General features: G+C 62.8%; 21 protein-coding genes and 2 pseudogenes. 15 read left to right on the forward strand and 8 right to left on the reverse strand.

Annotation, left to right across the window (positions count from 1 at the left end):
• Positions 1-82: 82 nt before the first annotated feature.
• Genes ACFOYU_RS04445 through ACFOYU_RS04455 form a run of 3 tightly spaced genes read right to left on the reverse strand, consistent with a single transcriptional unit; the run spans position 83 to position 2,329 of the window.
• On the reverse strand, positions 83-964 hold the full coding sequence (locus ACFOYU_RS04445) for an MBL fold metallo-hydrolase (protein WP_377032585.1): 882 nt from the start codon (positions 962-964) through the stop codon (positions 83-85).
• A gap of 16 nt (positions 965-980) precedes the next feature.
• Positions 981-1,940 carry a tripartite tricarboxylate transporter substrate-binding protein gene (locus ACFOYU_RS04450; RefSeq protein ID WP_377032586.1) on the reverse strand — a complete coding sequence of 320 codons (960 nt, stop codon included), beginning with the start codon at positions 1,938-1,940 and terminating at the stop codon, positions 981-983.
• A gap of 29 nt (positions 1,941-1,969) precedes the next feature.
• On the reverse strand, positions 1,970-2,329 hold the full coding sequence (locus tag ACFOYU_RS04455; RefSeq protein ID WP_377032587.1) for a hypothetical protein: 360 nt from the start codon (positions 2,327-2,329) through the stop codon (positions 1,970-1,972).
• Positions 2,330-2,427: 98 nt separating this feature from the next.
• Between ACFOYU_RS04455 and ACFOYU_RS04460 the strand changes: the two genes are divergently transcribed.
• On the forward strand, positions 2,428-3,372 hold the full coding sequence (locus tag ACFOYU_RS04460; RefSeq protein ID WP_377032588.1) for a LysR family transcriptional regulator: 945 nt from the start codon (positions 2,428-2,430) through the stop codon (positions 3,370-3,372).
• A 646-nt stretch (positions 3,373-4,018) separates the two neighbouring features.
• Complete coding sequence (locus ACFOYU_RS04465) at positions 4,019-4,957, forward strand: GGDEF domain-containing protein (protein ID WP_377032589.1); 939 nt, start codon at positions 4,019-4,021, stop codon at positions 4,955-4,957.
• A 180-nt stretch (positions 4,958-5,137) separates the two neighbouring features.
• Here ACFOYU_RS04465 and ACFOYU_RS04470 read toward each other — a convergent pair whose 3' ends face one another.
• A complete protein-coding gene (locus ACFOYU_RS04470; protein ID WP_377032590.1) occupies positions 5,138-5,746 on the reverse strand; it encodes a dienelactone hydrolase family protein in 609 nt (202 codons plus the stop codon).
• Between the two features lie 476 nt (positions 5,747-6,222).
• On the opposite strand from ACFOYU_RS04470, the gene ACFOYU_RS04475 reads away from it, so the two are divergent.
• From ACFOYU_RS04475 to ACFOYU_RS04490, 4 genes are all read left to right on the forward strand, one after another.
• Positions 6,223-6,648 (forward strand): OsmC family protein, encoded by a 426-nt coding sequence (locus ACFOYU_RS04475; RefSeq protein WP_377032591.1) that lies wholly within the window; start codon positions 6,223-6,225, stop codon positions 6,646-6,648.
• A gap of 74 nt (positions 6,649-6,722) precedes the next feature.
• On the forward strand, positions 6,723-7,790 hold the full coding sequence (locus ACFOYU_RS04480) for a TRAP transporter substrate-binding protein (RefSeq protein WP_377032592.1): 1,068 nt from the start codon (positions 6,723-6,725) through the stop codon (positions 7,788-7,790).
• Between the two features lie 27 nt (positions 7,791-7,817).
• Positions 7,818-8,285, forward strand: a complete 468-nt coding sequence (locus ACFOYU_RS04485) for a TRAP transporter small permease (protein ID WP_377032593.1) — start codon at positions 7,818-7,820, stop codon at positions 8,283-8,285.
• On the forward strand, positions 8,282-9,583 hold the full coding sequence (locus tag ACFOYU_RS04490) for a TRAP transporter large permease (protein ID WP_377032594.1): 1,302 nt from the start codon (positions 8,282-8,284) through the stop codon (positions 9,581-9,583). Before ACFOYU_RS04485 ends, ACFOYU_RS04490 begins: the two co-directional genes overlap by 4 nt.
• A 378-nt stretch (positions 9,584-9,961) precedes the next feature.
• On the opposite strand, the gene ACFOYU_RS04495 is transcribed toward ACFOYU_RS04490, so the two are convergent.
• The gene (locus ACFOYU_RS04495; RefSeq protein WP_377032595.1) at positions 9,962-10,591 is read right to left on the reverse strand and encodes an NAD(P)-dependent oxidoreductase; all 630 of its coding nucleotides are present in this window, start codon (positions 10,589-10,591) and stop codon (positions 9,962-9,964) included.
• 245 nt (positions 10,592-10,836) lie between these two features.
• Here ACFOYU_RS04495 and ACFOYU_RS04500 point away from each other — a divergent pair, with 245 nt between their 5' ends.
• Both ACFOYU_RS04500 and ACFOYU_RS04505 read left to right on the forward strand, forming a co-directional pair.
• The gene (locus ACFOYU_RS04500) at positions 10,837-11,211 is read left to right on the forward strand and encodes a cupin domain-containing protein (RefSeq protein WP_377032596.1); all 375 of its coding nucleotides are present in this window, start codon (positions 10,837-10,839) and stop codon (positions 11,209-11,211) included.
• Between the two features lie 454 nt (positions 11,212-11,665).
• Positions 11,666-12,850 carry a metallophosphoesterase gene (locus tag ACFOYU_RS04505; RefSeq protein WP_377032597.1) on the forward strand — a complete coding sequence of 395 codons (1,185 nt, stop codon included), beginning with the start codon at positions 11,666-11,668 and terminating at the stop codon, positions 12,848-12,850.
• A 158-nt stretch (positions 12,851-13,008) separates the two neighbouring features.
• On the opposite strand, the gene ACFOYU_RS04510 is transcribed toward ACFOYU_RS04505, so the two are convergent.
• A complete protein-coding gene (locus ACFOYU_RS04510; protein WP_377032598.1) occupies positions 13,009-14,004 on the reverse strand; it encodes a glycosyltransferase family 2 protein in 996 nt (331 codons plus the stop codon).
• Between the two features lie 309 nt (positions 14,005-14,313).
• Positions 14,314-15,369 (reverse strand): annotated as a pseudogene (locus ACFOYU_RS04515) (DDE-type integrase/transposase/recombinase).
• A 161-nt stretch (positions 15,370-15,530) separates the two neighbouring features.
• Here ACFOYU_RS04515 and ACFOYU_RS04520 point away from each other — a divergent pair.
• The 4 genes and pseudogenes from ACFOYU_RS04520 to ACFOYU_RS04535 form a co-directional block, all read left to right on the forward strand.
• A pseudogene (locus ACFOYU_RS04520) lies at positions 15,531-15,719 on the forward strand (IS701 family transposase); the annotation flags it as partial.
• A 92-nt stretch (positions 15,720-15,811) separates the two neighbouring features.
• Positions 15,812-18,100, forward strand: coding sequence for an FdhF/YdeP family oxidoreductase (locus ACFOYU_RS04525; protein WP_377032599.1), 2,289 nt, complete (start codon positions 15,812-15,814; stop codon positions 18,098-18,100).
• 174 nt (positions 18,101-18,274) lie between these two features.
• On the forward strand, positions 18,275-18,988 hold the full coding sequence (locus tag ACFOYU_RS04530; RefSeq protein ID WP_377032600.1) for a cytochrome c oxidase assembly protein: 714 nt from the start codon (positions 18,275-18,277) through the stop codon (positions 18,986-18,988).
• Positions 18,985-19,497 (forward strand): CopD family protein, encoded by a 513-nt coding sequence (locus tag ACFOYU_RS04535; RefSeq protein WP_226742562.1) that lies wholly within the window; start codon positions 18,985-18,987, stop codon positions 19,495-19,497. The genes ACFOYU_RS04530 and ACFOYU_RS04535 overlap by 4 nt, the downstream gene beginning before the upstream one ends.
• Here the strand turns inward: ACFOYU_RS04535 and ACFOYU_RS04540 are convergent.
• Positions 19,467-19,982 (reverse strand): DUF2231 domain-containing protein, encoded by a 516-nt coding sequence (locus tag ACFOYU_RS04540; RefSeq protein WP_377032601.1) that lies wholly within the window; start codon positions 19,980-19,982, stop codon positions 19,467-19,469. The genes ACFOYU_RS04535 and ACFOYU_RS04540 overlap by 31 nt on opposite strands.
• Before the next feature lie 129 nt (positions 19,983-20,111).
• Here ACFOYU_RS04540 and ACFOYU_RS04545 point away from each other — a divergent pair, with 129 nt between their 5' ends.
• From ACFOYU_RS04545 to ACFOYU_RS04555, 3 genes are read left to right on the forward strand one after another with little or no spacing between them, the layout of a single operon-like run.
• Positions 20,112-20,678, forward strand: coding sequence for a cytochrome B (locus tag ACFOYU_RS04545; RefSeq protein ID WP_377032602.1), 567 nt, complete (start codon positions 20,112-20,114; stop codon positions 20,676-20,678).
• Positions 20,675-23,155, forward strand: a complete 2,481-nt coding sequence (gene ctaD / locus ACFOYU_RS04550) for a cytochrome c oxidase subunit I (RefSeq protein WP_377032603.1) — start codon at positions 20,675-20,677, stop codon at positions 23,153-23,155. The genes ACFOYU_RS04545 and ctaD overlap by 4 nt, the downstream gene beginning before the upstream one ends.
• Positions 23,152-23,472, forward strand: a complete 321-nt coding sequence (locus ACFOYU_RS04555) for a hypothetical protein (RefSeq protein WP_377032604.1) — start codon at positions 23,152-23,154, stop codon at positions 23,470-23,472. Before ctaD ends, ACFOYU_RS04555 begins: the two co-directional genes overlap by 4 nt.
• Positions 23,473-23,523 lie beyond the last annotated feature (51 nt).

A 23,523-nucleotide genomic window follows, 5' to 3' on the forward strand; every position in this document is an offset into this window, starting at 1 on the left:
CGTAGTTCTAGGGTAAGCTGACCATCACAAGGCCGCGCTCAACGGCTCAGTTTGACCTGGAGCCGACGGCAACAAGAGGCAATCACACCTCAAGCAGGTCGCGCCCGGCAATAACCAGCCCGCCAAACGCCTCCCTCGCAGAAGCGATCCACATCTCCTCTGTGATGGCCGGGTCATCGCCTGGCACGAAGTGGTTCAGCACCAGCGTCCCGACCTCCGCTTGGGAAGCGACAGCGCCCACTTGCTCCGTGGTGGTGTGGCTGGCCAGCAGGTGCGCATGCAACTCGCGGGCATTCGGAAGACCGGCGATCAGTCGCGGCAGGCTCTCCACCCGCATGACCTCGTGTACCAGCACATCCGCTCTCCTGGCCAAGCCGAGAAGGTCTGGACAAACCGCTGTGTCGCCGGACAGGACGAGCGAGCGGTGCGTTGTATCAAAGCGGTACGCATACGCGTCCTGTAGGGGAGGATGATGGACCCGCCCCGCCGTCACTCGGATGTCTGCCGCCTCCAGAACAACGCCGGACGCTCCGATCTCATGCACCCGCACAAGATGCTGGGGATTGCCGCGGCCCTCATCCTGCATGCGCGTGGCAATCTCAAACCAGAACGCCGCGAACAAGCCGTCGATCAGTGCGGCTAGGGGGGGTGGGCCGAAAACGTCTATGGGGGAGCGGAGGCCTCCGATCCAGGCGTGGTAGAGCAGCGGCCCCAGCTCCAGTGTGTGATCGGAGTGGTGATGGGTGATGAAGATTGCTCCGAGTTCGTGTGGCTGAACCCCGCTGGCGAGCAGTTGCCGGGTTGTGCCATAGCCACAGTCGACCAGATAGGCGGTGCCGCCGGAGAGGATCAGATTGGCCGGGTTGGACCGCAGCGGGCTCGGGCGCGGTCCGCCCTTGGTGCCGAGAAGGATCAGCCTGGTCTCGTTCCCGGCAGGTGCTGAATTGGCAGCATCGGGCATCATCGGGTCGATCTCCCTGTTATGGGTCCGGCGTAAAGGCAGCCGCCTTCACGGCCGGGGCCCACGCCGCCGCGTCTCGGGCCAGGATTTCGGCAAGGCGCTGGCGGGAGGTACCTGTCGGTTCGAAACCCATTGCGACAACCCGCTCTCGCACCTGCTCTTTCTGCAGGGCTGCGGTGATCAGCCGATTGATCTGTTCGAGAAAGGCCGACGGCGTACCCTGGGGCGCGAACACCCCATGCCAACCTGCCCCGGTGATGGGGTAGCCCGCCTCCTGGAAGGTCGGAACGGCCGGCAGGAGGGCTGCCCGTGAGATGTTCGAGGTCGCCAGAATGCGGATGCGGCCGGCCCTGTGCAATTCAATCAGTTCGCCCGTGTTGGCGAATACCAATGGAAGCTGGCCGGTAAGCAGGTCGTTCACGGCCGCTGACGCCCCGCGATAGGGAACATGTCGCAGGTCAAGGCCGGCTTGGCGCCCGAACAGCACGGCAAAGAAATGGGGAAGAGTACCGGCTCCCGGAGTGCCGTAGCTGCCCTTTTCGGGGTGGGCCTTGAGCCAGTCGACCAGCTCGGGAAGAGAGGACGCCGGTACGTCCGCATTCACGGCCGCCGCGAAGTCGAATGTCGCAATCTGCGAGACCGGCGCAAAATCGGCCACGGGATCGTATCCCAGCGTCGGATAGACGTGCGGGTAGACTGCCATCGGGGCAATCGGGGTGAACAGAAGCGTGCTGCCGTCGGGAGCGGCGCTTTTGACGGCCTGCACGCCGATGCGCCCAGCCGCGCCCGTCTTGTTCTCGACGATGACATTCCGGCCCAAGCCCGCCTGCAGCTCTGCGGCCATGATCCGGGCGAGAGCGTCAGTGGCGGAGCCCGCCGCAAACGGCATGACAAGCCGGATGGTCTCAGTCGCCGAAGCCGGAGAGGAGAGAGCCAGGCCGGCAACCAGGGCCAGGACCGGAGCGAGCACCTTTTTCATGGGGACCTCCTATGGTGCGGGTCGACGGGTCACGCGGCGGTGGCTTGCGGCCACAGTCGCCGGAGCAAAGGACGCGGCAAGCGAGGGGGCGACTGGAGCCGGCTGGCTCGGTTCAGAGCGGCACGCTTCCAGGCGGTGACGGCGACGATGGCGAGGCAGCATCCGGCGTTCACTCCGTTGATCGCGGCCAGATAGCCGTCGCCGAGATTAACCGCCGCGTGGGCGGCCGTCGCGCTGTTGGCCAGGAGAAAGATCGACCATGAAGTGATTGAGAGACAGGACGCGCCGTGCCGGTCCCGCGCCACGCAGACAATCTGGGGCACGTAGGAGCCGAGGCGTAGAAAATTGCAAGCCGAGAACGCCAGAAACGAAGCCTCGCCCAAGTCCATGGCCGCCTCCTCAGGATTGATGTCGTGAGTGTCGCGCAATTGGGCTATAAGGAGAATTCGTATTGCGGAATGGGTCTATAACCGTTTGGAAGAGCCTCATGCAGTGGGACGAGCGCATCGGCCGGCGGCTGCGGCTGCGAGATCTCCATACGCTTCAGGTGATCTCCGAGACCGGGAGCATGGCGAAGGCTGCAGGGCGACTTGCAGTCTCCCAGCCGGCCATCTCGAAGGCCGTGGCCAACCTGGAGCATACGCTCGGCGTGCCGGTGCTGGACCGGACGCCGCGAGGCGTCGAGGTGACGGCTTACGGGCGAGCGCTGCTGAGGCATGCGGCTGTCGTTTTCGACGACCTGAGACAGGGGATCGCCGAGATACAGTTTCTGCGCGATCCGACCCAAGGGGAGCTGCGGATCGGAGCGCCAGAGCCGATCACGCAGGTTCTGTCCGTGATCATCAATGACGCTCTGGCCGCAACGCCGAACATCCGCTTTCAGGTGATGGTCGGCGACACGGCCGTGCTGTTCGAGGCCTTGCGCGAGCGACAGTTGGACGTGGCGCTTACGCGCATACCGGAGCGGCGCACTGAGGACGATCTTGAGACGGAAGTGCTCTTCCAGGACCCGCTTGTGGTAGCGGCCGGCACCCACAACTCGTGGGCCAGACAACGCAGGGTCAGCCTAGCCGACCTTGTCGACCAGCCGTGGGTCCTCCCGCCGGCGGATACTGTTCTGGGGCGATTTGGGGCTGAGATCTTCCGGGCACGCGGTCTCGAACCGCCGCGAGCGAGCGTGGTGACTCCTTCACTCCAACTGCGATTGAGCTTGATGAGCAGTGGACCTCACCTTTCGCTTCTTCCGAAAGCGATGTTGCGGTTTTCCAGTGTCCAACCGGCGATAGCCGCAATCCGGCTGGAATTGCCTGAGACCGAACGTCCAGTGGGCTTGGTCAGGGTGAAGGGGAGGAGCATGAGCCCGGTGCTGGGCACGTTCGTCGAACAAGCCCGAAAGGCTACGTCCCGGATTGGTGCGAACGCCACAAGCTGAGGCGGACGACCGTAATAGTGGCAGCTTTGTCGACGGCCGGCCCATGGATTGCTGTCATTGGTTGACTTTTTGGACTTGGGTGAACCGCAGGCAACGTTAGGACAATCCGCTAGCGAGGTGGAGAAGTAGGGTTTTCTTGGAGATGGCCTGCTGATCGCTCTTGGGCTGCTCTACCTACTCGCCTCTTGGATCGCCACACCCCTTCACCGCCTCGTCGAGAGCATTGAGGCGCTGGCCGGCGGCCGCTCCGGTCGACCGCCGCATGACGAAACCCGTTATCGGGAGGCCGCGCGTCTCAGCGCCGCGCTGGTCAGGCTGCAGACGAAATCGGTTCGGCCCTGTCAGCCGGTCGGCACGAAAGGGAAATCGGCCTCGCCATCGTCATAATGAGGCGGCGGGAAGAGACGGAATCCCAAGACCTTATCGGAAATCTGGAAGCTCCCTCATGGAAAGGACTGGCTTCGACCTTAGCGATCATTCGTGCTCGCAATCTGTACCGAGACGCAAGGATCACTGGTAAACAACCATGGGCCCTGGATGGGCCGCTTCCGGTACGGAGCCGAGAGAAAGAAACCCTCAGTGGATGGGCGGGTTGCAGCTTGGAAACAGCCAGCTATCCTGCTTGTCCTCCTTGCCTTGGGTTTCGATGACTTGGTTCCTATTTGATCTCGATGACGAAGCCCTCCGTTGCCTTGTGGAGGCCCTCACCGAAAGCGGTCAGGCCGTGTCCATCTTCGATGCCGAGGACAACCTCCGGTACGCGAACAAGACCTATCAGGGCATGTTCCTGGGGAACTACGACGGTCCCTTCACCTTCACCGCAATCCTTCATCACGCGCACAGGAACGGGCTTGGCGTCCGGATCGATGACGATGACGTCGAGGCTTTCATCGCCAGAACGCTGCCGCGGCGACGGAGCATGCCCCGCAAGTCCTTCGAGACTGACCTCGTGGATGGCCGCTGGTTCTGGATCGACCACACGGTGCTCCCGAACGGCTGGGTGCTGTCCGTAGGCGCTGACATCACAACTTTGAAGAACAACGAGAAGTCACTGCGGCAGGCCCATGAGGCCGCTCTCAAGGCGTCACAGACCGATCAGCTCACGGGGCTGCCGAACCGCCGTCATATCCTGGAGTTGCTCGACAAGGCGCTCGCCGCAAGCGAGGGTACGGGGTCCGACTTGTGCGTAGCAGTGATTGATATCGATCACTTCAAGGTCATCAACGATGCGCATGGGCATGAGGCAGGCGACGTCGTTCTTGAGCACTTCGCACGGTCGTGCCGGGCGAGGGTGCGAGCACAGGATCACCTTGGCCGGACCGGCGGAGAGGAGTTCCTACTGTTGCTGCCGGAGGTCTGTCTCGACGACGCTGTGAACATCATAGACCGGATCCGGGACGGCTTCCCTCCAGCGGTCCTGGGGCACAGTGGGCTTGAACTACCTTGTACCTTCAGTGCTGGAGTGACCGAGGCCCTGCCAGATGATGACCGCAGCTCCATCCTCCGCCGGGCGGACCGGGCTCTGTATACCGCCAAAGAAGAGGGGAGAAACCGCACCAGAACCGGCTCCGTAGGAATACGCTGAGAACGTCGAAGATCCGAATTTCGGGGAGGATGCAGAACGCCGAGCCTGAAAGGGTTTGGGCTGCCGAATTCATCCACCGGGCAAGGGCGGGAAAGCCGGCCATCATGGTACATGACCGCGCCGACCTGCTGTCATCACCGCATCGTGAGGGGTGGCAGCCACTTTCAGTTTGCAGCAATGTCACGGTTCACTCAGCATGAGCCCCGCCGAGCGCGAGAACGGGTCGATCATGAAGGCCGTAGCGTCCGCAGGCGCAGGAATCCGCCAGACATCGCCTGTCTGGAAGCCCAGCAGGCCGATACGCTGTGGGTCCGCCCAAGATTGCTTTGTGGCATAAGCAAGAGCCCCATAGGCATCAGCGACACGAACTGCCTCAAAGGTCGGGTTGGCGCACGTGTCCTTGGTGCCGCGAGAACCGTAACTGTCCACCAGCATCACCGCATAGCCCCAGGACGTAAGGTGCTTGATCCAGAAAGCCTCGCGTGACGTTTCAGCCAAGCCCCCATGAACGCTGAACTCGCTTGCCTTCACCTCAGGTGGCAAGCCACCGCAGTTGTGGAGGTAGATAATGGTCGGATACGGACCGTTGCCCAGAGGCTTGACGAAATATGTTTGGACTTTGTCGCCACGAGGAGGCTGGAGGATCTCGCCTTTCGCCTGTGCCCGCCGCTGCTGAAGTTCGCTCAGTGGAACAGCGGCACTCTCGAACTTCACCAGTTCGGCAGCATAGCTTAGCGGCACAGAGGAGAGGCAACTTACAGCTAGAGGGAAGACGCGCTTGAGAAGCATGGTAGCCTCCCGAAGTTCTGAAATGTCATCCGCCTTAAGCCCGGCCAGTATATCAACTACCTAGCAGAAAGTCCGGCAGTTAAATGGCAGCTTCTGGCACTAGGCGGACCTTAGCCGAAATTTTGCATTGGCGGCGTGAGCTGACCTTCATTTCGTGCGCTTTACTTCCTCGGTGGACCCGAAGACGAACTTCAGGGCGACGGCTATGTCTCAAACTCGCTTTGTACTTGCTTATGCTGGCGGCCCGCTGCGGCCGGACGCTGTAGGCTAACAACTTAGCGCCTCTACCATTACGCCGAGAAGGCGCCAAAAAGCCTAGACAGCAAGATCGTGACCTAACCCCGTTGCTGTTCCTTCGAAAAAGGAAGCTCTGGACTTTTCCGTGGTGAAGCGGATAATTGGTATGATATACATTCTTGGCGTGTGAAATTGGGTTCTGGCCTGATCATAACACTCCTTCTCTGCGACCCAGCTCTATGGCTCCCAAACCAGTCACTGTTCGCGCCTCCTACGCCTCCCAAACCAAGCTCTCGGTTGAGAACCTGCGCGGCGCCAGCCTTGAAGTAGCACTTTCGCCCTCGGCCCCCGGTTTCTCGCCGTTAGAGTTGCAGGCTTCGTCGCTCGCGGCCTGCATCGCGATGAGCATAAAGATCGCGGCACGGCAGGAGCAACTATCACCGCTGGAGCGAGTAGCCGTCGAGGTGGTTGCAACCAAGGCAGTGGATGAGCCTTCCCGCCTCAGAACTTTCTCCGCTAAGATTACGATTGGCGATCCGCTGCCGCCCGGAAAGATCGAAGATCTCGTGAGTGCTGCCGAAGCCATTTGCACCATCAGCAATACCCTGCGCAGTGGCGACGTGGAGATCATCGCCCATTCCGCCGAATCCGCCTCCAACTCATAGGTCATGCCATGAAGCGCCTAGCCCTTTCCCTCGCTATCGCAACCACTCTCACCGCGCCAGCCGTCGCCTACACGGTGCAGGACTGGCTCGACAACAAGGTGGAGGCGGCCAAGCCTGCGGTTTCCTATGACGGCACGCCCGTGAAGGTGCGCTTCTCCTCGCCCAATCCGGCCGCCTCGCTCGTTCCGACGATCTGGCACAAAGGCTTCGAGTGGTTGAACAAGGCGACTAATGGCAAGATCGAGATCGAAGAATTCCATGGCGGTACCCTTCATTCGGCGCCGGACGGATGGCGCGCTGTGAGAACTGGCATCACCGATTACGCCACCTGCTATACCTACACGGAATCGAGCGGCTTCCCGCTCCACAAGGCCATTGAGGTACCGTTCGTAACACCCACCGATCCGGTAGTCGCAACGCGCATTATGCAGGAACTCGCGCCGAAGTACTTCAAGAAGGAGTGGGAGTCGCGCGGTGTTCTCTACGGATACACTGCTATCGCGGGTGTCTCCGATATCATGAGCAAAAAGCCCATCCGCACGCCGGAGGATATGAAGGGCCTGCGCGTGATCGCGCAAGGGTTCTCTCCCGAGGCCGCAGAGGCGCTGGGCATCGTCACGCTCAACATCCCATTTCCCGAGATCTACACCGCGTTCCAACAGGGCATCGCCGATGCAGTAATCTGGGTTGATCCGGGATTCGTGCCCTACAAGATCTACGAGCTTGCGAGGTATCACACCACGCTTGGCTTGACCGCTCAGCACATCGACACCTGCATCAGCCGCGCCGCCTATGAGAAGCTGCCCGCGGCCCTCAAGCCCACCTTTGCCAATTTCCAGCAGCTTGCGGCCCATTCGGTGAGCCAAGGGATCGGCGTCGACTTCCGCGAGAAGGCGAAGGAGATCTATAAGCAGAACGGCGTGGAGCTGATCACGCTCACCGACGAGCAGAAGGCGGCGTGGCGCAACAAGCTTCAGCCGGTCGTCGACAAGTGGGTGGCGGCGCAGAAGGCTGCGGGCGTGCCCGTCGACGAGCTAATCGCGGACATTCGCCGCCTGGAGACAGAATACAAGGGCGCGACGCCTGACGCGATCTTCCAGAAGACGGTGGAATCTCCGATAAAAGGGCTTCTGCCGCAATAACGGCACAAGCGGACCGGAACGCATCTCGTGTTGCGCATCATCGCTCTCTGGGAGGGGCTAGCGGCCTATATCGTCCTGCCTCTTCTCGCCCTAGTAGTGACAGCGGACGTCGCGCTCCGTTACCTCTTCAACGCGCCGCTCGTGTGGGGCACCGACGTCAAGGAGCTCATCCTCCTTATCGTCGTAACCGCAGGCTTTGCCGGAGTGAGCCTCGCGGGCGAGCATATCCGCGTGACGCTGGTCGAGGAGCGCATGGGCGCGAGGGTTAGCATAACGTTCATCGTCATCCGCCATGCCCTAACTGCCATCGCTATGGGAGTCATCGCCTATGCACTGATCCAGCTGACGCTGGATATGGCGGCTTACAGCGAGCGCGCGGAAATGATCGCCATTCCCTATTGGCCCTTTGCCGCGCTGATGGCTTTGTCGGCAGCCATGTCTGCCGTCGTCGAGATCGTGAAGATGTTTAGGGCTCCTGCGGAGGCACGCCAATGACGCCGCTGGCTCTCGGCATGGTGATCCTCGTCGGCATGCTGATTGCCGTGATTGTCGGTCTTCCCGTCGGCATTGCGCTCCTCGGAGCCGGCGTCCTCGGCTATTCGATCCTGTCGGGGCCGACGCAGGCGCTGACGCAGATCGGCCTCGTGCTGTGGGATAACGGGACCAACTTCGTCCTCGTGGCGGTGCCGCTCTTCATCCTGATGGGCCAGATCATTTTCCATGCGGGCCTCGCGGATCACATCTTTACGCTCGCGCAGCGCCTGACGGCGCGGCTGCCAGGCGGCCTCGGGATCTCGACTGTGGTGGCCTCGGCGGCCTTCGGCGCGGTGACGGGGTCGAGCGTCGCGGCGGTCGCGACCATGGGCAACATCGCCGTGCCCGAGATGATCAAGCGCGGCTACACCAAATCCCTGGCGACAGGTTCCGTGGCGAGCGCGGCGACGCTGGCGATCCTGATCCCGCCAAGTATTCCGCTCGTGATCTACGGCGTGTGGAGCGAGACCTCCATCGGCGCATTGTTCATCGCGGGCATCGTGCCGGGACTTATCCTGGCGGTGCTGTTCGCCATCGTCCTCGTCGCGCAGCGCAAGCACTATCATTATACTACGAACAGCGGCTCGGATGTTCCTTCCGAGGGGATGCGCGCGGATGAGCTGAAGGGCGCGCTCTCCGTCGCAGCTATCTTCTTCATCGTTATCGGCGGCATCTATGCCGGCATCTTCACGCCGACGGAGGCATCGGGTGTCGGCGCGATCGGCGTCGCGGTAGTTTCGGCTGCCATGGGCCGCTTCTCCATGGCCGCTATGCGCCGTGCACTGCGCGAGACCATCCGCACCTCCGCCGCCGTCTTCATCATTCTCGCGGGCGGTGTGGTGTTCTCGCGCTTTCTTGTGCAGACGCGGCTGACGGAGACGCTGGTGGCTTTCGTCTCGGGGCTCGACGTATCGCCCCAGCTGATGATGGTAGCGCTCGCGGGTCTCTATCTCTTACTTGGCGCGATCATGGACACATTCGGCATGCTCATCCTGACGCTGCCGCTGGTCCTGCCGATCACCGTCAGCTTGGGCTACGACCCGATCTGGACCGGCGTATACTTGACCGTACTCATGGAGATCGCCATGATCACGCCTCCGGTCGGCCTCAACGTCTTCATCCTGGAGCGCGTCTCGGGCGTACCGGCACAGACGATTTTCCGAGGGGTCTGGCCTTTCGTCGTGGCAGCCTTGGGGCTGGTCCTGTTGCTGATCTGGGTTCCGGAGCTTGCCCTCTGGCTCCCGGCAACCATGCGCTGATCAGTACATCCGCAAGCACAGCCGGACACTTGGTACGAATGCCGGTTCCCACGCGTGGGCGTTTGGTGCCCTAGTGCAAGAGAACGTAGACAGCGGATGGATCAATCGAAAGTTGAAAGGTATCGAAGTTCCCGCTGAACAGTCTGAGCCCCTTCACCGATGTCGCGCGAAAGGCAGCTCTTGGCACTCCCCGGAAGTAACCGCGATTTCAGCACCCAGGCCATAAGCGGACTACTCGCTGCACTTGGTCGCCAAGTACGGAGCCACCGCGATCCCTTCGCGGCCTGGAAGGTCGAGATTGAGGACGAGATCGCAAGCGGCTGCCTGCTTGTTTCAGACCTGAGCCCAAAGGGAGAGGGGCCGGAATCCCGACCCCTCTCAGTAGGCAATTGCCGGAGCCTTGCGCAGATAGTCATGGTCCGTTGCCTGCCGCAGCATGAAGTCGGCAACGTCCGCCCGCGCGATGTGGGTTCCCTTGGCGGGAATGCCATCAACGGCGATCCGATACCGTCCAGTTGATACGCCATTGGTGAGCGGTAGGGGGCGCACCGCGATCCACTCCGGCACATGGCCCTGGATTTCGGCCAAGGCCCGTCGGTGGTCGTCCAACGTGTGGCGGAGAACGCGCTTGGCGAGGAACAGGAGCACCGCTCCCCGGATGTCCGTTGCCGTCTCCCCCAGGACGCCGAAGTTCGATAGGAAGACGAGGCGCCGTACTGGTTGCGACCGCATTCCCTGCACGACGGTGCGAGCAGCGGTCGAGTACAGGTTGGTCCTTCCCCGGGTGTCGGCGCCGACCGTGCAGAACACCGCATCCTGCCCGGCGATCCCGCGTGCGACCGAGCTTGCGTCCCGAACATCGCAGGACATGACCTGAAGCCCTTCCTGCGCGGCATCGATCGCTGCTGGGTTCCGAACCGCCGCTTTAACTGTATGGCCCTCCGACAGGGCTCGTTCGATCAGGCAGCGCCCTACGCCTCCATTTGCCCCGAAAACGATGATGTTCATGGATGAATTCCCTTCGCGTCCGAGAGCAGATCGCATTCCTTGGGACAGCATGACCGTTCGACCTCACCTTGCTGGAGGCTGCTCCGGATGTCAGGCGGCTCCCGTCTTGGCCTGTGATGTTTGCACCATCTGCCCACGTCGGGCGTGACCAAGCGCACGGATCGGGGAAGTCTCGTGCGATACAACTGCTGCCGAGGCAAGGACTACCCAACGTACGCAGGTCGACCCAACCGCTCGGAGGCCCGATGTCCCTGTCGCAGATCATCGTCAGGCCGGGTTTGCCGCCCATCGCGGCGGCCGGAGAAACCTTGGTGGTCCACGAGTGGACCGACTCCGGACCGTCCTACCTGCACATTCACCGTTCCGACGATGAAGCCTGGCACGTCCTCGAAGGAAACCTCCGCTTCAGGTTCGAGGACGGCGAGGTCGACGCTCCCGCAGGGACCACGGTCTTCGTGCCGGCAGGGCTCGCCCACACCTACAAGGTCACGGAGCCGAGCCGCTACCTGATCGTCCTCACCCCGCGGCTGGATCGTCTCATCGCCCGATTGCGGCGCCTGACGGATCAGAGCCGGCTGCGGGATACGCTTGCGGAGTTCAATACCGTAATCGTGGACTAACTCACCCGCTATTCCCCATGGCGGGGACGACCGAAAATCAATCCTGCGGCGGGTCGACCGTGCCCTGTTTGCCACCAAAGGCGAGGGACAGAACCGCACTATGGTCGGCGTTGCGGCGAAAGGAGGATCGCCTCAGCAAAGGTCCGGCAACGGCGCGACGAGCGGACCTTCATTCGTTCCGACCAATGTTACAATTTGACCCAGAGCCGACTCTGGATGTCTTCTACCACGCTATATACAACGGTGACACGTCAATCACTTATCGTTTTCCTAAACCCGATAGCGTCGATGACACGTCCTTCGGCCCTTGTGGAGGTGCCGAGCCCGAAGCTGTGACCGATTTCCTTCTTCCGTTGGTCCACCTCTGTGCCGAGACTGTCACCCGTTCTAGGTAAACGTACTTTCAGCCGGCCGACCCGTTCTGGTCTTGTGCCACTTCAATCCAAGGACATCCATGTTCCACCTGACTTTCGCACTGCCGGCCCTTTATGTGCTGGCGCGGTTCGTGTGGCCGCTGCCCTGGGCGCCGGGTGGGAAGATCGCCCTTGCCACCACCGTGCTCGTGGCATCGCAATACCATCTCTGGAGCCGCCTTTCGTCCGGCTCGGTCTTCTCTCCCGAGTTCCCACGCGCCCTGGTGCTTCTGTTCAACTGGGCGTTCGGGGCAATCGCGCTGCTGGCGGTGATGCAGATCGCAATTGATGTTATCGCATTGATCACGCGGCTGGTCCGGGGCGGCGGAGCCATACCGGACAGCGTGCGCTACACGGCCGCGACGGTGGCCATGCTGCTCTCGGCAGTCGGCGTGTACCAGGCGACGCGTGTTCCGCCGCTCAAGGATGTTGAGATCGCCATCCCGGACCTGCCGCCTCAGTTCGACGGCTACAAGCTCCTGCAACTGACCGACCTGCACATCAGTCGCCTGTTTGCCAGGGAGTGGACCCAAGCGGTGGTCGAGCGGTCTAATGCGCTCGGGGTTGACCTGATCGTGGTCACCGGCGATCTGATCGACGGCTCATTCGGTGCGCGGCGTGCCGACGTAGCGCCACTGCGCGAGCTGCGTGCGAAGGACGGCGTCTGGGTCATCCCCGGCAACCATGAGTACTTCTTCGGCTACGAGGAGTGGATGCGCCAGTATGCCAGTATGGGGATGCAGGTGCTCGCCAACGATCATACGGTCCTGACCTGTGATGGCGGATCGCTGGTGCTAGCCGGTGTCACCGACCTGTCGGCGCCTCGATCCTCCTATCCGGCACCGGACCTGTCGGCCGCGCCTGAGGGCGCGCCGTCGGGTACGCCGATCATCCTGCTCGACCACCAGCCGAGGAACGCCTCGCAGGCGGCCGCACGTGGGGTAGCGCTGCAACTCTCTGGGCATACCCACGGTGGCATGATCCCGGGACTGGACCGGCTGGTCGCACGCGCCAACAATGGCTTCGTCTCGGGCCGATACCAAGTCGGCGGCATGACGCTCTATGTCAACAACGGCACGGCGTTATGGCCCGGCTTCGCCTTGAGGCTCGGGCGTCCCTCCGAGCTGACTCGCATCACCTTACGACGAGCATCACAGCGGGATCGTTCGCCCGTCCATGCGCCGACGAGTTCGGGACGGACGCTTGCTCCAGTTCCCGCAGGATGAAATCGCGGTGACAAAGCCGTCAAGCGGAATGGCAGCCATCGCCACGCCTCAAACCTAAGCCCGAAGGCCGTAATCCTCATTAAACCGGACGTTCCGGACGCGCAGGGAATCTCGATTCCTGACCCGCAGCGGACCATCCTGTCTGAATTGAGGAAGCGCTACAGAGTATTGAATGTGCGTGCGCTGCCGCTGCCCTCCGCCATCGCAGCGAGTTCCTCTGCCAGCACAGTCGCCTCAAGACTTCTTTCCAGTAATGCCTGCCACCGCTCGGGGCTCTCCATCTTGAGCAGCCGCGCGCTTCGGAGAGCGCCTGGGCGGTTGCCAGTGAGCAGCCGATCCTCAATGTTCTCCACCACACAGTCGAGGAAGATGTCGGTCAGCCGCCCCAGCCCATGATGGTAGGCCGCCTCGGCCTCAGGATCGCCCTCCACCAGCGGCCACTGACGCGCGTAGACGGAGCGGATACTGTGCAGCATGCGCTCGCCGTCTCGCGACGAACTCGTGCTGTAGCGGCGGTAGCGGGTGACCGCCGGCGCCTGATAGCAACAGGCGGTGAAGCGGTGGGCCGTCCGCAGATAGAAGTCGAGGTCGTCGGCTCCCCAGGGATCGCGGAAGCCTCCAACCGCTTCCACCACCTCTCGCCGGAACATGACCGATGAGGGTGGAATAATGTACCAGTCGAAGCGCAGGAGGGGCAGATAGATGTAGGCTTGTGGCGGTGGGGGAGCCACGTGCCACGGCACCAGTTCGCCCTCGGACGTCATCTCCTCGCGCGGGCCGACGGCAAACCCGGCTTGAGGGTGCCTTTCCAGAGCATCGAGCCCGGCCGCAAGAGCGGAGGGGAGCAGGTGGTCGTCAGCATCAAGGAAGATCAAGTAGCGCCCGCGGCTCAGGGCGATCCCGGCGTTGCGTGCAGCCGCCGGACCTGCATTGTCCTGACGCACGGTGGTTGTTCGTGGATATGCGGCTGCCAATGGTGCTACAGGCACCAACGAGCCGTCATCCACCAGGATGACCTCGTAATCTTGGCAGGTCTGGGCGGAGACCGTTTGCAAGGTCTGATTGAGAAACTCGGCCTGAGCAGGTGTGCCGAGATGGCACGGCACGATGATGGAGACGAGAGGCTGGTCGTGTTCGGGAGACGATGAGGGCACCGAGACAACTCCACTTGGTCCTGCTTCAGGTGTGGAGGTGAGATAGGGCGAGAAGGCAGCGGCGAAACTGCCGGGGCTAGCCCAAGTTAGCCTGGAGACTGCGGATTTTCCCCTCCTGAAATGGGGCAGACGAAAGCCGAGCTTCCACAGTCGTTGGGTAAGCTGACCTTCATAAGGCCACGCCTGACGGCTCGGTTTGACCCTGAGCAGTCCCTCCGAACGGGCTAAAAGGCTCAAGGTTTGTGTCGGCCCTTACGGCTTTTGGCGTCGCGCCACGTCGGGGTCCTGCATGGGACTTGTTCAGGTGCCTTAACCGCCTTGAATTGTCTGCTGCCTGCGTGCGCCTCTTGATCCGTATAGGCTGGACCGGCTTGGAGCAGCCTGGTTGACTGGATGCGAGACCTCCTTGGCGGCTGCGACGACCTGGAGGGCTTGGGGCAAAGCATGGGGATCGGGCGGCTTGTAGCGTGGGTTGGCCAATCTAGGCTCGGCGGTCAGGCGCTAGTGCACGACCTGCTCGGGTGAGGCGCCCTTGAGCACGCGCTGGCGTCTCCTGTTGTAGGCTTGGTTGAAGCCCTTGAGCAGGATCTCCAGATCCCGATGGCTATAGATCGTGATCCCCAGCACCTCATGTTGCACGCGCCCATTGAAGCGCTGGGCCAGGCCATTGGTTTGCGGCGTATAGGGCTTGGTGATCCGGTGCTGCACCTTCAGTTTGCGGCAGGCCTCTTCAAAGCCATCGGCCGTGAAGCATGATCCCCTATCCGTCAGGATGTGCGTGATCTTGAAGGGGAAGGCCCGGACCGCCTCTTCCAGGAAGGCAACCGCGCTGGTGGTCAGCTCGTCGTCGTAGACGGCCAGGCGCACCCAGCGCGAGCAGCGGTCGATGGCGACATACAGATAGTGCTTGCGGCGCTCGCCATCAGCGGTCTCCAGCTTGGGCAAATGCTTGATGTTCATGTGCACAAAGGCAAGATCGTAATCCTTGGACGTGCCGCTTTCCCGCTTGCGCTGCTGAGCGGGCGGAAAGCGGCCAGGCCTTCCGCCCTGAGGATGCGGTAGACCGCGTCCCGATTCAGATGCGGCAGGAAATGGCTGACCACGAAGGTGAGGTCATCGAGCGGAAAGCCGGTGGCTTGGCGCAGGGCGCAGACGATCGCGCGCTCTCCCTTGCTGGCTTTCCAGGGCAGCTTGTGCGGCCGGCTGGGATGATCCTGGCAGTCATGGGCTCCGCGCTTGCGCCACTTGCGGAGGGTCTCGGTGCTCACGCCAAAGCGTCTCGGCAGTATGCCCGTGGGCTCAGACGAGCGCGATCTCCAGACGGACAGCCGGGGTGGTGCGGGCTTGAGGATGGATGGACAGCATCAGATCCTCCACCACGCACGCGGCGGGCGCCGCGAGCCATCGAGGCGCCAAGTATATTCCTCAGTCGCCCAACGCACCCGATCCCAATAACGTTTCGCTACCAAACACTTAGCACTACAGCCGGGATGGGTGCGTTGTCTTGGACACGGAGGTGTCGCGCCATGACACACGCAAGCGAGGCCCACCGCTGGGTCGATCAGTTGGACGATCTCGTCGCCCGCCTTGCTCCCCGCTTCAGCCGCATCGAACCGCGCCGGCGGGCCTGGGCCTATCTGCAGGGCCTGCTCGCGCCGCTGGAGCGCAAGAACGGCTGGCACCTGGCGGAAGCAGCCGTCGGGATGAGCGGACCGCTCCGGCAGATGGAACTTCCGGCGTCTAGGCCTGTTCCGAGAACAGCCACGTCTGTCCGTTGGCACGAGTGCCGCCATTCAGGGAGGACCAGATGAGCAAGCCCGAGGAAGCCGATCAGCGCCCCGACACGCCGCATTATGAGAACGCCACCGGCGGCTGGGGATCGCTTAAGGGGGTCAGCCGCATCCTTGCCGACCAGAGACCTACCGTCGGCGCCCTCCGTACGCTGATGCGCCAGAACAAGCCGGGCGGGCATATGTGCACCTCCTGCGCCTGGACCAAGCCTGCGCAGCCGCACCTCTTCGAGTTCTGCGAGAACGGCGCCAAGGCGACAATCTGGGACCTAACGCGCGACCGCTGCACTCCTGACTTCTTTGCCGAGCACAGCGTTACCGAGTTGCGCGACCTGCCGGACTATGAGTTGGAGAGGGCCGGGCGGCTCACTCATCCGCTACGCTACGACGCTGCCTCGGACCGCTACGTCGAGACGACTTGGGAAGAGGCCTTCGAAGGGATCGGGGCGAAGCTCCGAGAGCTCGATCCAAAATCGACCGTCTTCTACATGTCAGGCAAGGCTGTCCTGGAGACCGCCTATCTCTATGCGCTCTTCGCGCGGCTCTACGGGCACAACAACCTGCCCGACAGCTCCAATATGTGCCATGAGACCACGAGCGTGGGGCTCAAGAAGGTAATTGGTGTTGGGGTAGGCACCTGCGTGCTGTCGGACTTCGATCATTGCGACCTGATCCTGTTCTTCGGCCAGAATACCGGGACTAACTCGCCCCGCTTCCTCCACACCCTCAAGGACGCCAGGGAGCGAGGCTGCAGGATCGTCACCTTCAACCCGATCCGCGAGAGGGGCCTCGTCGAGTTCGCGGATCCTCAGAATCCTGCCCAGATGACGGTAAAGCCCGCCACCCCGATTTCGGACATCTACCTCCAAGTCCGCCCCGGAGGCGACGTCGCGGTGCTGGCCGGGCTGTGCAAGCGTGTGCTGGAGCTCGATGGCGAGCGGGGAGGGAGCATCCTCGACCGAGCCTTCATCGCGGAGCATACCACAGGGCTTGAGGAGCTCGAGGCGCGGTTGCGCGAGGTGCCCTGGGAGGAGATCGAAAGGGAATCCGGCCTGCGTCGCGAGGAGCTCGAAGAGGTGGCGGAGATCTACGCCACGTCGAAGAACGTCATCGGCATCTACGGGATGGGCCTGACCCAGCATGTCAGGGGCTGGCTCAACCTCGCCATGCTCGTGAACCTCCTCCTGCTTCGCGGCAATATGGGGCGGGAAGGGGCCGGCATCTCGCCCGTGCGTGGGCACTCCAACGTGCAGGGCCAGCGCACCGTGGGCATCACCGAGAAGCCCAAGAATGTACCGATGGACAAGCTGAGGGAGCTGTTCGGCTTCGAGCCGCCGCAGGAGGAGGGGCGCTCCACCGTGGATCTGGTCGAGGGGTTGCTCGACGGTTCAGTGCGAGGCCTCATCTCCATGGGCGGCAATCTTGCTCGCGCGATCCCAGACCGAGCCCGCGCCGAGGAGAGCTGGCGCAGTCTCGAACTCAATGTGCAGATCGCGACCAAGCTCAATCGCTCGCACCTGCTGCCCGGGCGTGCCACCTGGCTGCTGCCCTGCCTCGTGCGATCCGAGGAGGATATGCAGGCGACAGGGGCGCAGGCGGTGACGATGGAGGATAGCCTGAGCATGATCCACGGCTCTCTGGGCAAGCGCAAGCCCGCCTCGCCGCATCTGAAGTCCGAAGTCGCCATCGTCGCAGGGATCGCTAAGGAGACGCTGCCGCCCAATCCCATGGTGAAGTGGGACGAGTGGACCGGCGACTACGGGCTGATCCGCGACCTGATCGAGGCGACCTATCCCGACAAGTTCCGCGACTTCAACGGGCGGCTCTTCACACCGGGTGGGTTCCACCGGGGCAACTCGGCGCGCGAACGCGAGTGGAAGACCGAAAGCGGGAAGGCCCAGTTCACCGCGCCCGAGGTACTGACCGCCCTGGGTGAGCCGCCTGAGGGCGAGGAGTTTACGCTGATTACGCTGCGTTCGAACGACCAGTTCAACACCACGATCTACGGCTTTTCCGACCGGTTGCGGGGGCTTTCGGGGTCGCGCGACATTCTCCTCATCAACCCCGAGGAGATGGGGCGGCGGGGTCTCTCGGAGGGGCAGGTGGTGACGCTCGAATGCGCGGTGGATGATGGTGCCGAGCGCGTGGTGCGGGGGCTGAAGATCGTTCCCTACGATCTGCCGGACGCCTGCGTCGCGGCCTACTACCCTGAGGCCAATCCCCTGATCCCTGTGAGCTATCACGATGAGTTGGCCAAGACCCCTGCCTACAAGGGGGTGCCCGTTCGCATCCGTACCGAAGGGTGAGCGCATGAAAGAGATGCTGAAAGATCTGGCGAGTGGCACCCTCCCACACTATGGCCGATCCTGCAGTACCGCTGCGATATCCCGACGAGGTGTCCGAACAGTCCGCTGACAGGTGCGGCCGATCAGGATCTTGACGGGAGGCGACGACAGCGGGGGAGCGATGAGGACGGAGGGATGAGCCCGGAAGATTGGAATCAGATTTATTGCGGCCCCGCTCCGGCTCCGGCGGAGATCTGGCTGCGCTGGAACCTCGACCCGATTCTCCTGCTGGCGCTCGGCATCTTAGCTTTTTCTGTCGGCCGGAGTCGGTCAGGCGCATTGGGCGTGGCGGCGCTGGCGTTGGCGTTCGTGTCGCCTCTTTGCGCACTCTCCGCATCGCTTTTCTCGGCTCGTGTCGTCCACCACGTCTTGCTGGTCGCGGTCGCGGCTCCGCTGATCGCATCGGCATGGCCCGCGCGCGAGCCACGGCCGGCAGCAGCGCCCTTCCTGATTTCAACGGCGGTGCTTTGGGCATGGCACCTTCCCTCAGCGTACGATCTCGCCCTGTCTTGGGTCCCGGCCTACTGGATCATGCAGCTCTCGCTCATCGTGACCGCAATCGTCTTTTGGCGCACCATCCTCCAACCGCGCCAGAACGGGGGCTACGCTCTTCTCATGATCCTCGGCGGCTACATGCAGATGGCGTTCCTGGGTGCGCTCCTTACGTTTGCGCCCGCCTCCCTCTACGCGATCCACGCCGTGGCGCCGTTCGACTGGGGCTTTTCGCCCCTCAATGACCAGCAGCTCGGCGGCCTTATCATGTGGGTGCCGGCGGGTCTGCCCTATCTAGCTTGGGGAGCAATGGTGGCGCGACGCGGCTGGCGGGCAATGGACGGGCGCCTGGCATGATCCCTTGGCTGAACCCGACTATTCCTTATCTGAAGGCGCTTCACATTGCGATGCTCAGCCTCTGGTGCGCGGGACTCTTCGCCCTGCCGCTCATGCTGGCGCGGCACGACCCGGCCATCGGCCAAGCGGACTACGCCCGGATCCGGCGCGCCACACATTTCGGCTACACCTTCGTCATTACCCCGGCCGCCGTGATCGCCATCGCATCGGGGACGCTGCTCATCTTCCTGCGCGAGGTTTTCGTCCTGTGGATGTTCGCCAAGTTGGTTTTCGTGGCGCTGCTCGTGTCCTTCCATGCCTGGGTCAGCTACATCATCGTCGCCGTCGCCGAGACCGAGGGCTCTCACACGCCGCCCGAGCCGCTGGTGCCCACGCTGCTGCTGATGGTCCCGATCCTCGCCATTCTCACACTTGTCCTCGCCAAACCGGATTTGAGCAGGATCCCGATCCCGGACTGGCTCGAGGAACCTCGGGGAGTTCAGCTCCCCTTCGATGTCCCCAGGCGATAGTCAAAGACAAGCTTGCCCCCATGCCACCCTGTTGCCGAGACCATCAGGACGTTGAACCCAGACAGAAGGAGGCCATAGGGCAGCACTGCCGCCTCATAGCCATACAGCCGGTAGCCCCAGTTGGCTCCGAGCAGCGACAGCAGGAGCACCGCGATAACGGCATGGGTCCAGGAGGGCACGCGTATACGGATGCCAGGGACCATCAGGAGCTCCATGGTTCCCGTCGCAGCCGCCGCGAGTCCGAACAGAAAAGCTGTGCCTGCAGCCCAGACGCCGGCACGTGCCCAAAACATGTCGCCAGACAGCCAATAGAGTCCATCTGCCCCGAACGTGCAGAACGTCAGCGCTACGGGAAAGGCTACGGTCATCGCGTGGAGCGGGTGGCCCCAGATGCCGATCTTCGACTCGGTCTCGGTGTAACCCGGAAGCTGCTCAATCGGGTCGATGAGTCCATCACGCCCGTTCTGCACCATTTCCTGCGTCATTACGGCTGTTTCCCTCGCTGGAGTATCGGGGCCACAACGTTCGTCGTCCTCGCTGGTTGCGAGTCGCGACTCTCGACGGTCCACCCGGCTGGACCGGCAGCCGACCTGATCGCCACCCTGTGGTGGGTGATGTTGGCCGGTGCCACGGTGATCTTTCTTTTCGTGATGACGCTTCTCGTGCTGGCATTCAGTCGCGGGCCGGCGCCAGCCTCTGCCCAGGCGGACGAGACACGGGAGAAGGTTTGGATCGTGGGTCTCGGCATCGGTTTCTCAGTTACGGTCCTGGCCACGCTCCTGACTTACGGTCTCGTCGTGGGCGAGCGGCTCCTCCCTCGGCCGGGACCGGAGGTAGTGACCGTCCGCGCCGAAGGGCGGCAGTGGGCGTGGTCCTTTAGCTATGCCGACGCCCCTGGTCATGTGACTGAGGGCGTGCTTCACATCCCGGCCGGGCGGCCGGTGGACGTGCAGGTCACCACCGTCGACGTGATCCACAGCTTCTGGGTGCCGCAGCTCGCAGGCAAACTCGACGCGATCCCGGGCCATGTGAACGTCTTGCGGATCGAGGCTTGGGCGCCTGGCGACTACGCGGGCGTGAGCTCGGAATACAACGGTCCTGGCTACAAGGACCACGTCTTCACCGTTCGCGCCCATGATGAGGCCGGCTGGATTGCCTTCCTGGCGGGAGGCGAGCGATGAATGCGCTGCGCCGCCATCGCGCACTGACGCGGATCTGGGCGTCAGACCCCGGCTGGAAAGGCTGGTTCACCACGGTGAACCACACCGACCTCGGGCGGATGTTCCTGTTCGTGGCGGTGTTCTTCTTCGTGATCGGCGGAATTCTGGCGATGCTGATCCGCGCTCAACTCGCCACCCCGCGCTCGGCCTTCGTCGGACCGGACATTTACAACCAAATCTTCACGATGCACGGGACCATCATGATGTTCCTGTTCGCGATCCCTCTCTTCGAAGGGCTCGCGGTGTATCTGCTGCCCAAGATCCTGGGAACGCGCGACTTGGCATTCCCGCGCCTCACCGCCTATGGTTTCTGGTGCTACGTCTTCGGCGGCTCGCTCCTGATCGTCTCGCTTCTTGCGGGCATCGCGCCCGACAGCGGCTGGTTCATGTACCCGCCGCTCTCCTCCCGTATCGCGAGCCCCGGTATCAACACAGACTTTTGGCTCCTCGGCATCACCTTCGTGGAAATCTCCGCGATCTGCGCCTCCGTTGAGATCACCGTGACGGTGTTGCGCTATCGTGCGCCGGGCATGTCACTGCCCCGGATGCCGATCTTTGCCTGGTATGCTCTCGTCACCGCAGTGATGATCCTGACGGGCTTCCCGCCGCTTATCCTGGGCTCGATCCTGCTCGAACTCGAGCGTGCCTTCGGAATGCCCTTCTTTCAGGTTGAGCACGGGGGCGACAGCCTGCTGTGGCAGCACCTTTTCTGGCTCTTCGGCCACCCGGAGGTCTATATCATCTTTCTGCCCGCCGCCGGAGTGGTCTCAATGATCCTGCCGGTGATGGCGCGCACAACGCTGCTGGGTTACGGCTGGATTGTGGCCGCGGCGGTGACGCTGGGCGTCCTCAGCTTCGGGCTATGGGTCCACCACATGTTCACCACAGGCATCCCGCATATGGGCCTCGCCTTCTTCTCTGCGGCCTCGACCTTGGTCGCGGTGCCCACAGGAGTCCAGATTTTCGCATGGATCGGGACGATCTGGAAAGGGAGCCCGCAGCTCAAACTTCCGATGATGTGGATCCTGGCCTTCTTCGCCACCTTCGTCATCGGCGGGCTCACTGGCGTCATGGTGGCCGTGGTGCCCTTCGACTGGCAGGTGCATGACACACACTTCATCGTCGCGCACCTCCATTATGTCCTCGTCGGGGGCTTCGTATTCCCGATGCTGGCAGCGCTTTACTATTGGATGCCACACGCCACCGGACGAAAGCGCTTCTTCAAGCTTGGCGAGACCGCCTTCTGGCTGATTACAATCGGCTTCCATGTCACCTTCCTCGCCGTCCACTGGGTGGGGCTCCTGGGCCAGCGTCGCCGCATCCATACCTACGATGAAGGGCAGGGATGGGAAGTCATCAACCTGGTTGCCTCCGTCGGCGGCTTCGTCACAGCGGTTGGTTTCGCTCTGGTGATCGTGGACGTGGCGCTCAACGCGGCCGTTGCCATCCGCGGCTCTCGCGATCCGTGGCATGCCGGCACTCTCGAATGGGCCATGCCGACACCGCCGCCGGCCTACAACTTCGCAAGCCTTCCCCTGATCGAATCGCGCAATCCGCTCTATGATGATCCGGACCTGCCGGTCTGCCTCGTCCGCGGGGAAGGCTACCTGGGCGACCCGTCCCGGGGGCGCCGCGAGACCCTCACCCTAGAGGTTGCGAGCGGCAGGCCAGCATACGTCGTCATCTTTCCCAGCAACACGGCGTTGCCCATTCTCATGGCCTTCATCACGGGCGGCATCTTCGTTGGCATGCTCCTGAAGCTCTACTGGCTTGTGCCGCTTGCCGCTCTGGGAGTTGCTGCAATGGTCGTTAGATGGGTGTGGAGCCTGGGCTCCAATCGCGATGAGGGTCCACTGGAGGTGGGACGTGGCCTCACCCTGCCGCTTGCTTCCGAGGTTGCGGATCCGCCAGGGTGGTGGGGATCGCTGTTCCTGCTCCTCGCCAATGCAACGCTCTTCGGATCCTTGCTGTTCGGTTATGCATTCCTGTGGACGGTCGCGCCCAACTGGCCGCCGCCCAAGTATCTGGAGCCCGGCCTTGTCGGCCCGGCTCTCGTGCTCGGGGGCACTGCCCTGTCGATGGCGGGGATACGGCTCGCGCGCTGGAAGCTGCGCTGCGGGAGCGGCCCCTGGTTAGGCCTCCTTCTCAGTGTAGTCGGCGCCGTCGGGACAGGTATGGCAGCGGGAACTCTACTTCTCGGGACATCATTTGATGCCCATGCCTATAGCGCCACAATCTGGGTGATCGGCGGCTACGTCCTATTTCATGCGGGCCTGGTGGGCGGAATGATCACCTTCCTCACCCTTCGCGCGGCAGCGGGATATGTCGCAGGTCGCCGCGTCGGCGAGGCGCGGATCGTGCAACTCTGGACCGACTACACCGCGGCCGTGGCGCTGCTCGGGCTTGGTGTGGCTTGGGTGCCAGGAGTTCTGACGTGAAGGACATCCTCCGCATCTCTGTCCCGCTGACGGTCTGGCTCGCCGCTTTCAGCGCGGTCTACGGGCTCGAGGGCCTTGTCTGCTCCCATCGTTGGGCCGAAGCAGGATTGAGCCTTGCCGCGGGTCGCGGGATACTTCTGGCCGCGTGGGCCCTGGCTGTCGCGCTCCAGGCTATGCTTCTGCTCGCCCTCCGCTCACCGCGGTTCGCCTCGCCTTCTGGGTTTGCCCGGAGCGTCAGCCTGACACTGGCCGGTGTGGCGCTCGTCGCTACGACCTGGACACTACTCCCTGTAGCCGCAATGTCGCTGTGCTTGTAAAGTACGATGGCTTTGCTCCATTAATTTGGAACAGGCACAACAAACCCAGTC

This window comes from Microvirga sp. GCM10011540, from assembly GCF_042650665.1.
GTDB classification, from domain to species: Bacteria; Pseudomonadota; Alphaproteobacteria; order Rhizobiales; family Beijerinckiaceae; genus Microvirga; species Microvirga lenta.

Coding starts and splice junctions, on each gene's coding strand:
- ACFOYU_RS04445 (WP_377032585.1), bottom strand. CDS start 964: ATGATGCCCGATGCTGCCAATTCAGCACCTGCCGGGAACGAGACCAGG.
- ACFOYU_RS04450 (WP_377032586.1), bottom strand. CDS start 1,940: ATGAAAAAGGTGCTCGCTCCGGTCCTGGCCCTGGTTGCCGGCCTGGCT.
- ACFOYU_RS04455 (WP_377032587.1), bottom strand. CDS start 2,329: ATGGACTTGGGCGAGGCTTCGTTTCTGGCGTTCTCGGCTTGCAATTTT.
- ACFOYU_RS04460 (WP_377032588.1), top strand. CDS start 2,428: ATGCAGTGGGACGAGCGCATCGGCCGGCGGCTGCGGCTGCGAGATCTC.
- ACFOYU_RS04465 (WP_377032589.1), top strand. CDS start 4,019: ATGACTTGGTTCCTATTTGATCTCGATGACGAAGCCCTCCGTTGCCTT.
- ACFOYU_RS04470 (WP_377032590.1), bottom strand. CDS start 5,746: ATGCTTCTCAAGCGCGTCTTCCCTCTAGCTGTAAGTTGCCTCTCCTCT.
- ACFOYU_RS04475 (WP_377032591.1), top strand. CDS start 6,223: ATGGCTCCCAAACCAGTCACTGTTCGCGCCTCCTACGCCTCCCAAACC.
- ACFOYU_RS04490 (WP_377032594.1), top strand. CDS start 8,282: ATGACGCCGCTGGCTCTCGGCATGGTGATCCTCGTCGGCATGCTGATT.
- ACFOYU_RS04495 (WP_377032595.1), bottom strand. CDS start 10,591: ATGAACATCATCGTTTTCGGGGCAAATGGAGGCGTAGGGCGCTGCCTG.
- ACFOYU_RS04500 (WP_377032596.1), top strand. CDS start 10,837: ATGTCCCTGTCGCAGATCATCGTCAGGCCGGGTTTGCCGCCCATCGCG.
- ACFOYU_RS04505 (WP_377032597.1), top strand. CDS start 11,666: ATGTTCCACCTGACTTTCGCACTGCCGGCCCTTTATGTGCTGGCGCGG.
- ACFOYU_RS04525 (WP_377032599.1), top strand. CDS start 15,812: ATGAGCAAGCCCGAGGAAGCCGATCAGCGCCCCGACACGCCGCATTAT.
- ACFOYU_RS04530 (WP_377032600.1), top strand. CDS start 18,275: ATGAGCCCGGAAGATTGGAATCAGATTTATTGCGGCCCCGCTCCGGCT.
- ACFOYU_RS04535 (WP_226742562.1), top strand. CDS start 18,985: ATGATCCCTTGGCTGAACCCGACTATTCCTTATCTGAAGGCGCTTCAC.
- ACFOYU_RS04540 (WP_377032601.1), bottom strand. CDS start 19,982: ATGACGCAGGAAATGGTGCAGAACGGGCGTGATGGACTCATCGACCCG.
- ACFOYU_RS04545 (WP_377032602.1), top strand. CDS start 20,112: ATGTTGGCCGGTGCCACGGTGATCTTTCTTTTCGTGATGACGCTTCTC.
- ctaD (WP_377032603.1), top strand. CDS start 20,675: ATGAATGCGCTGCGCCGCCATCGCGCACTGACGCGGATCTGGGCGTCA.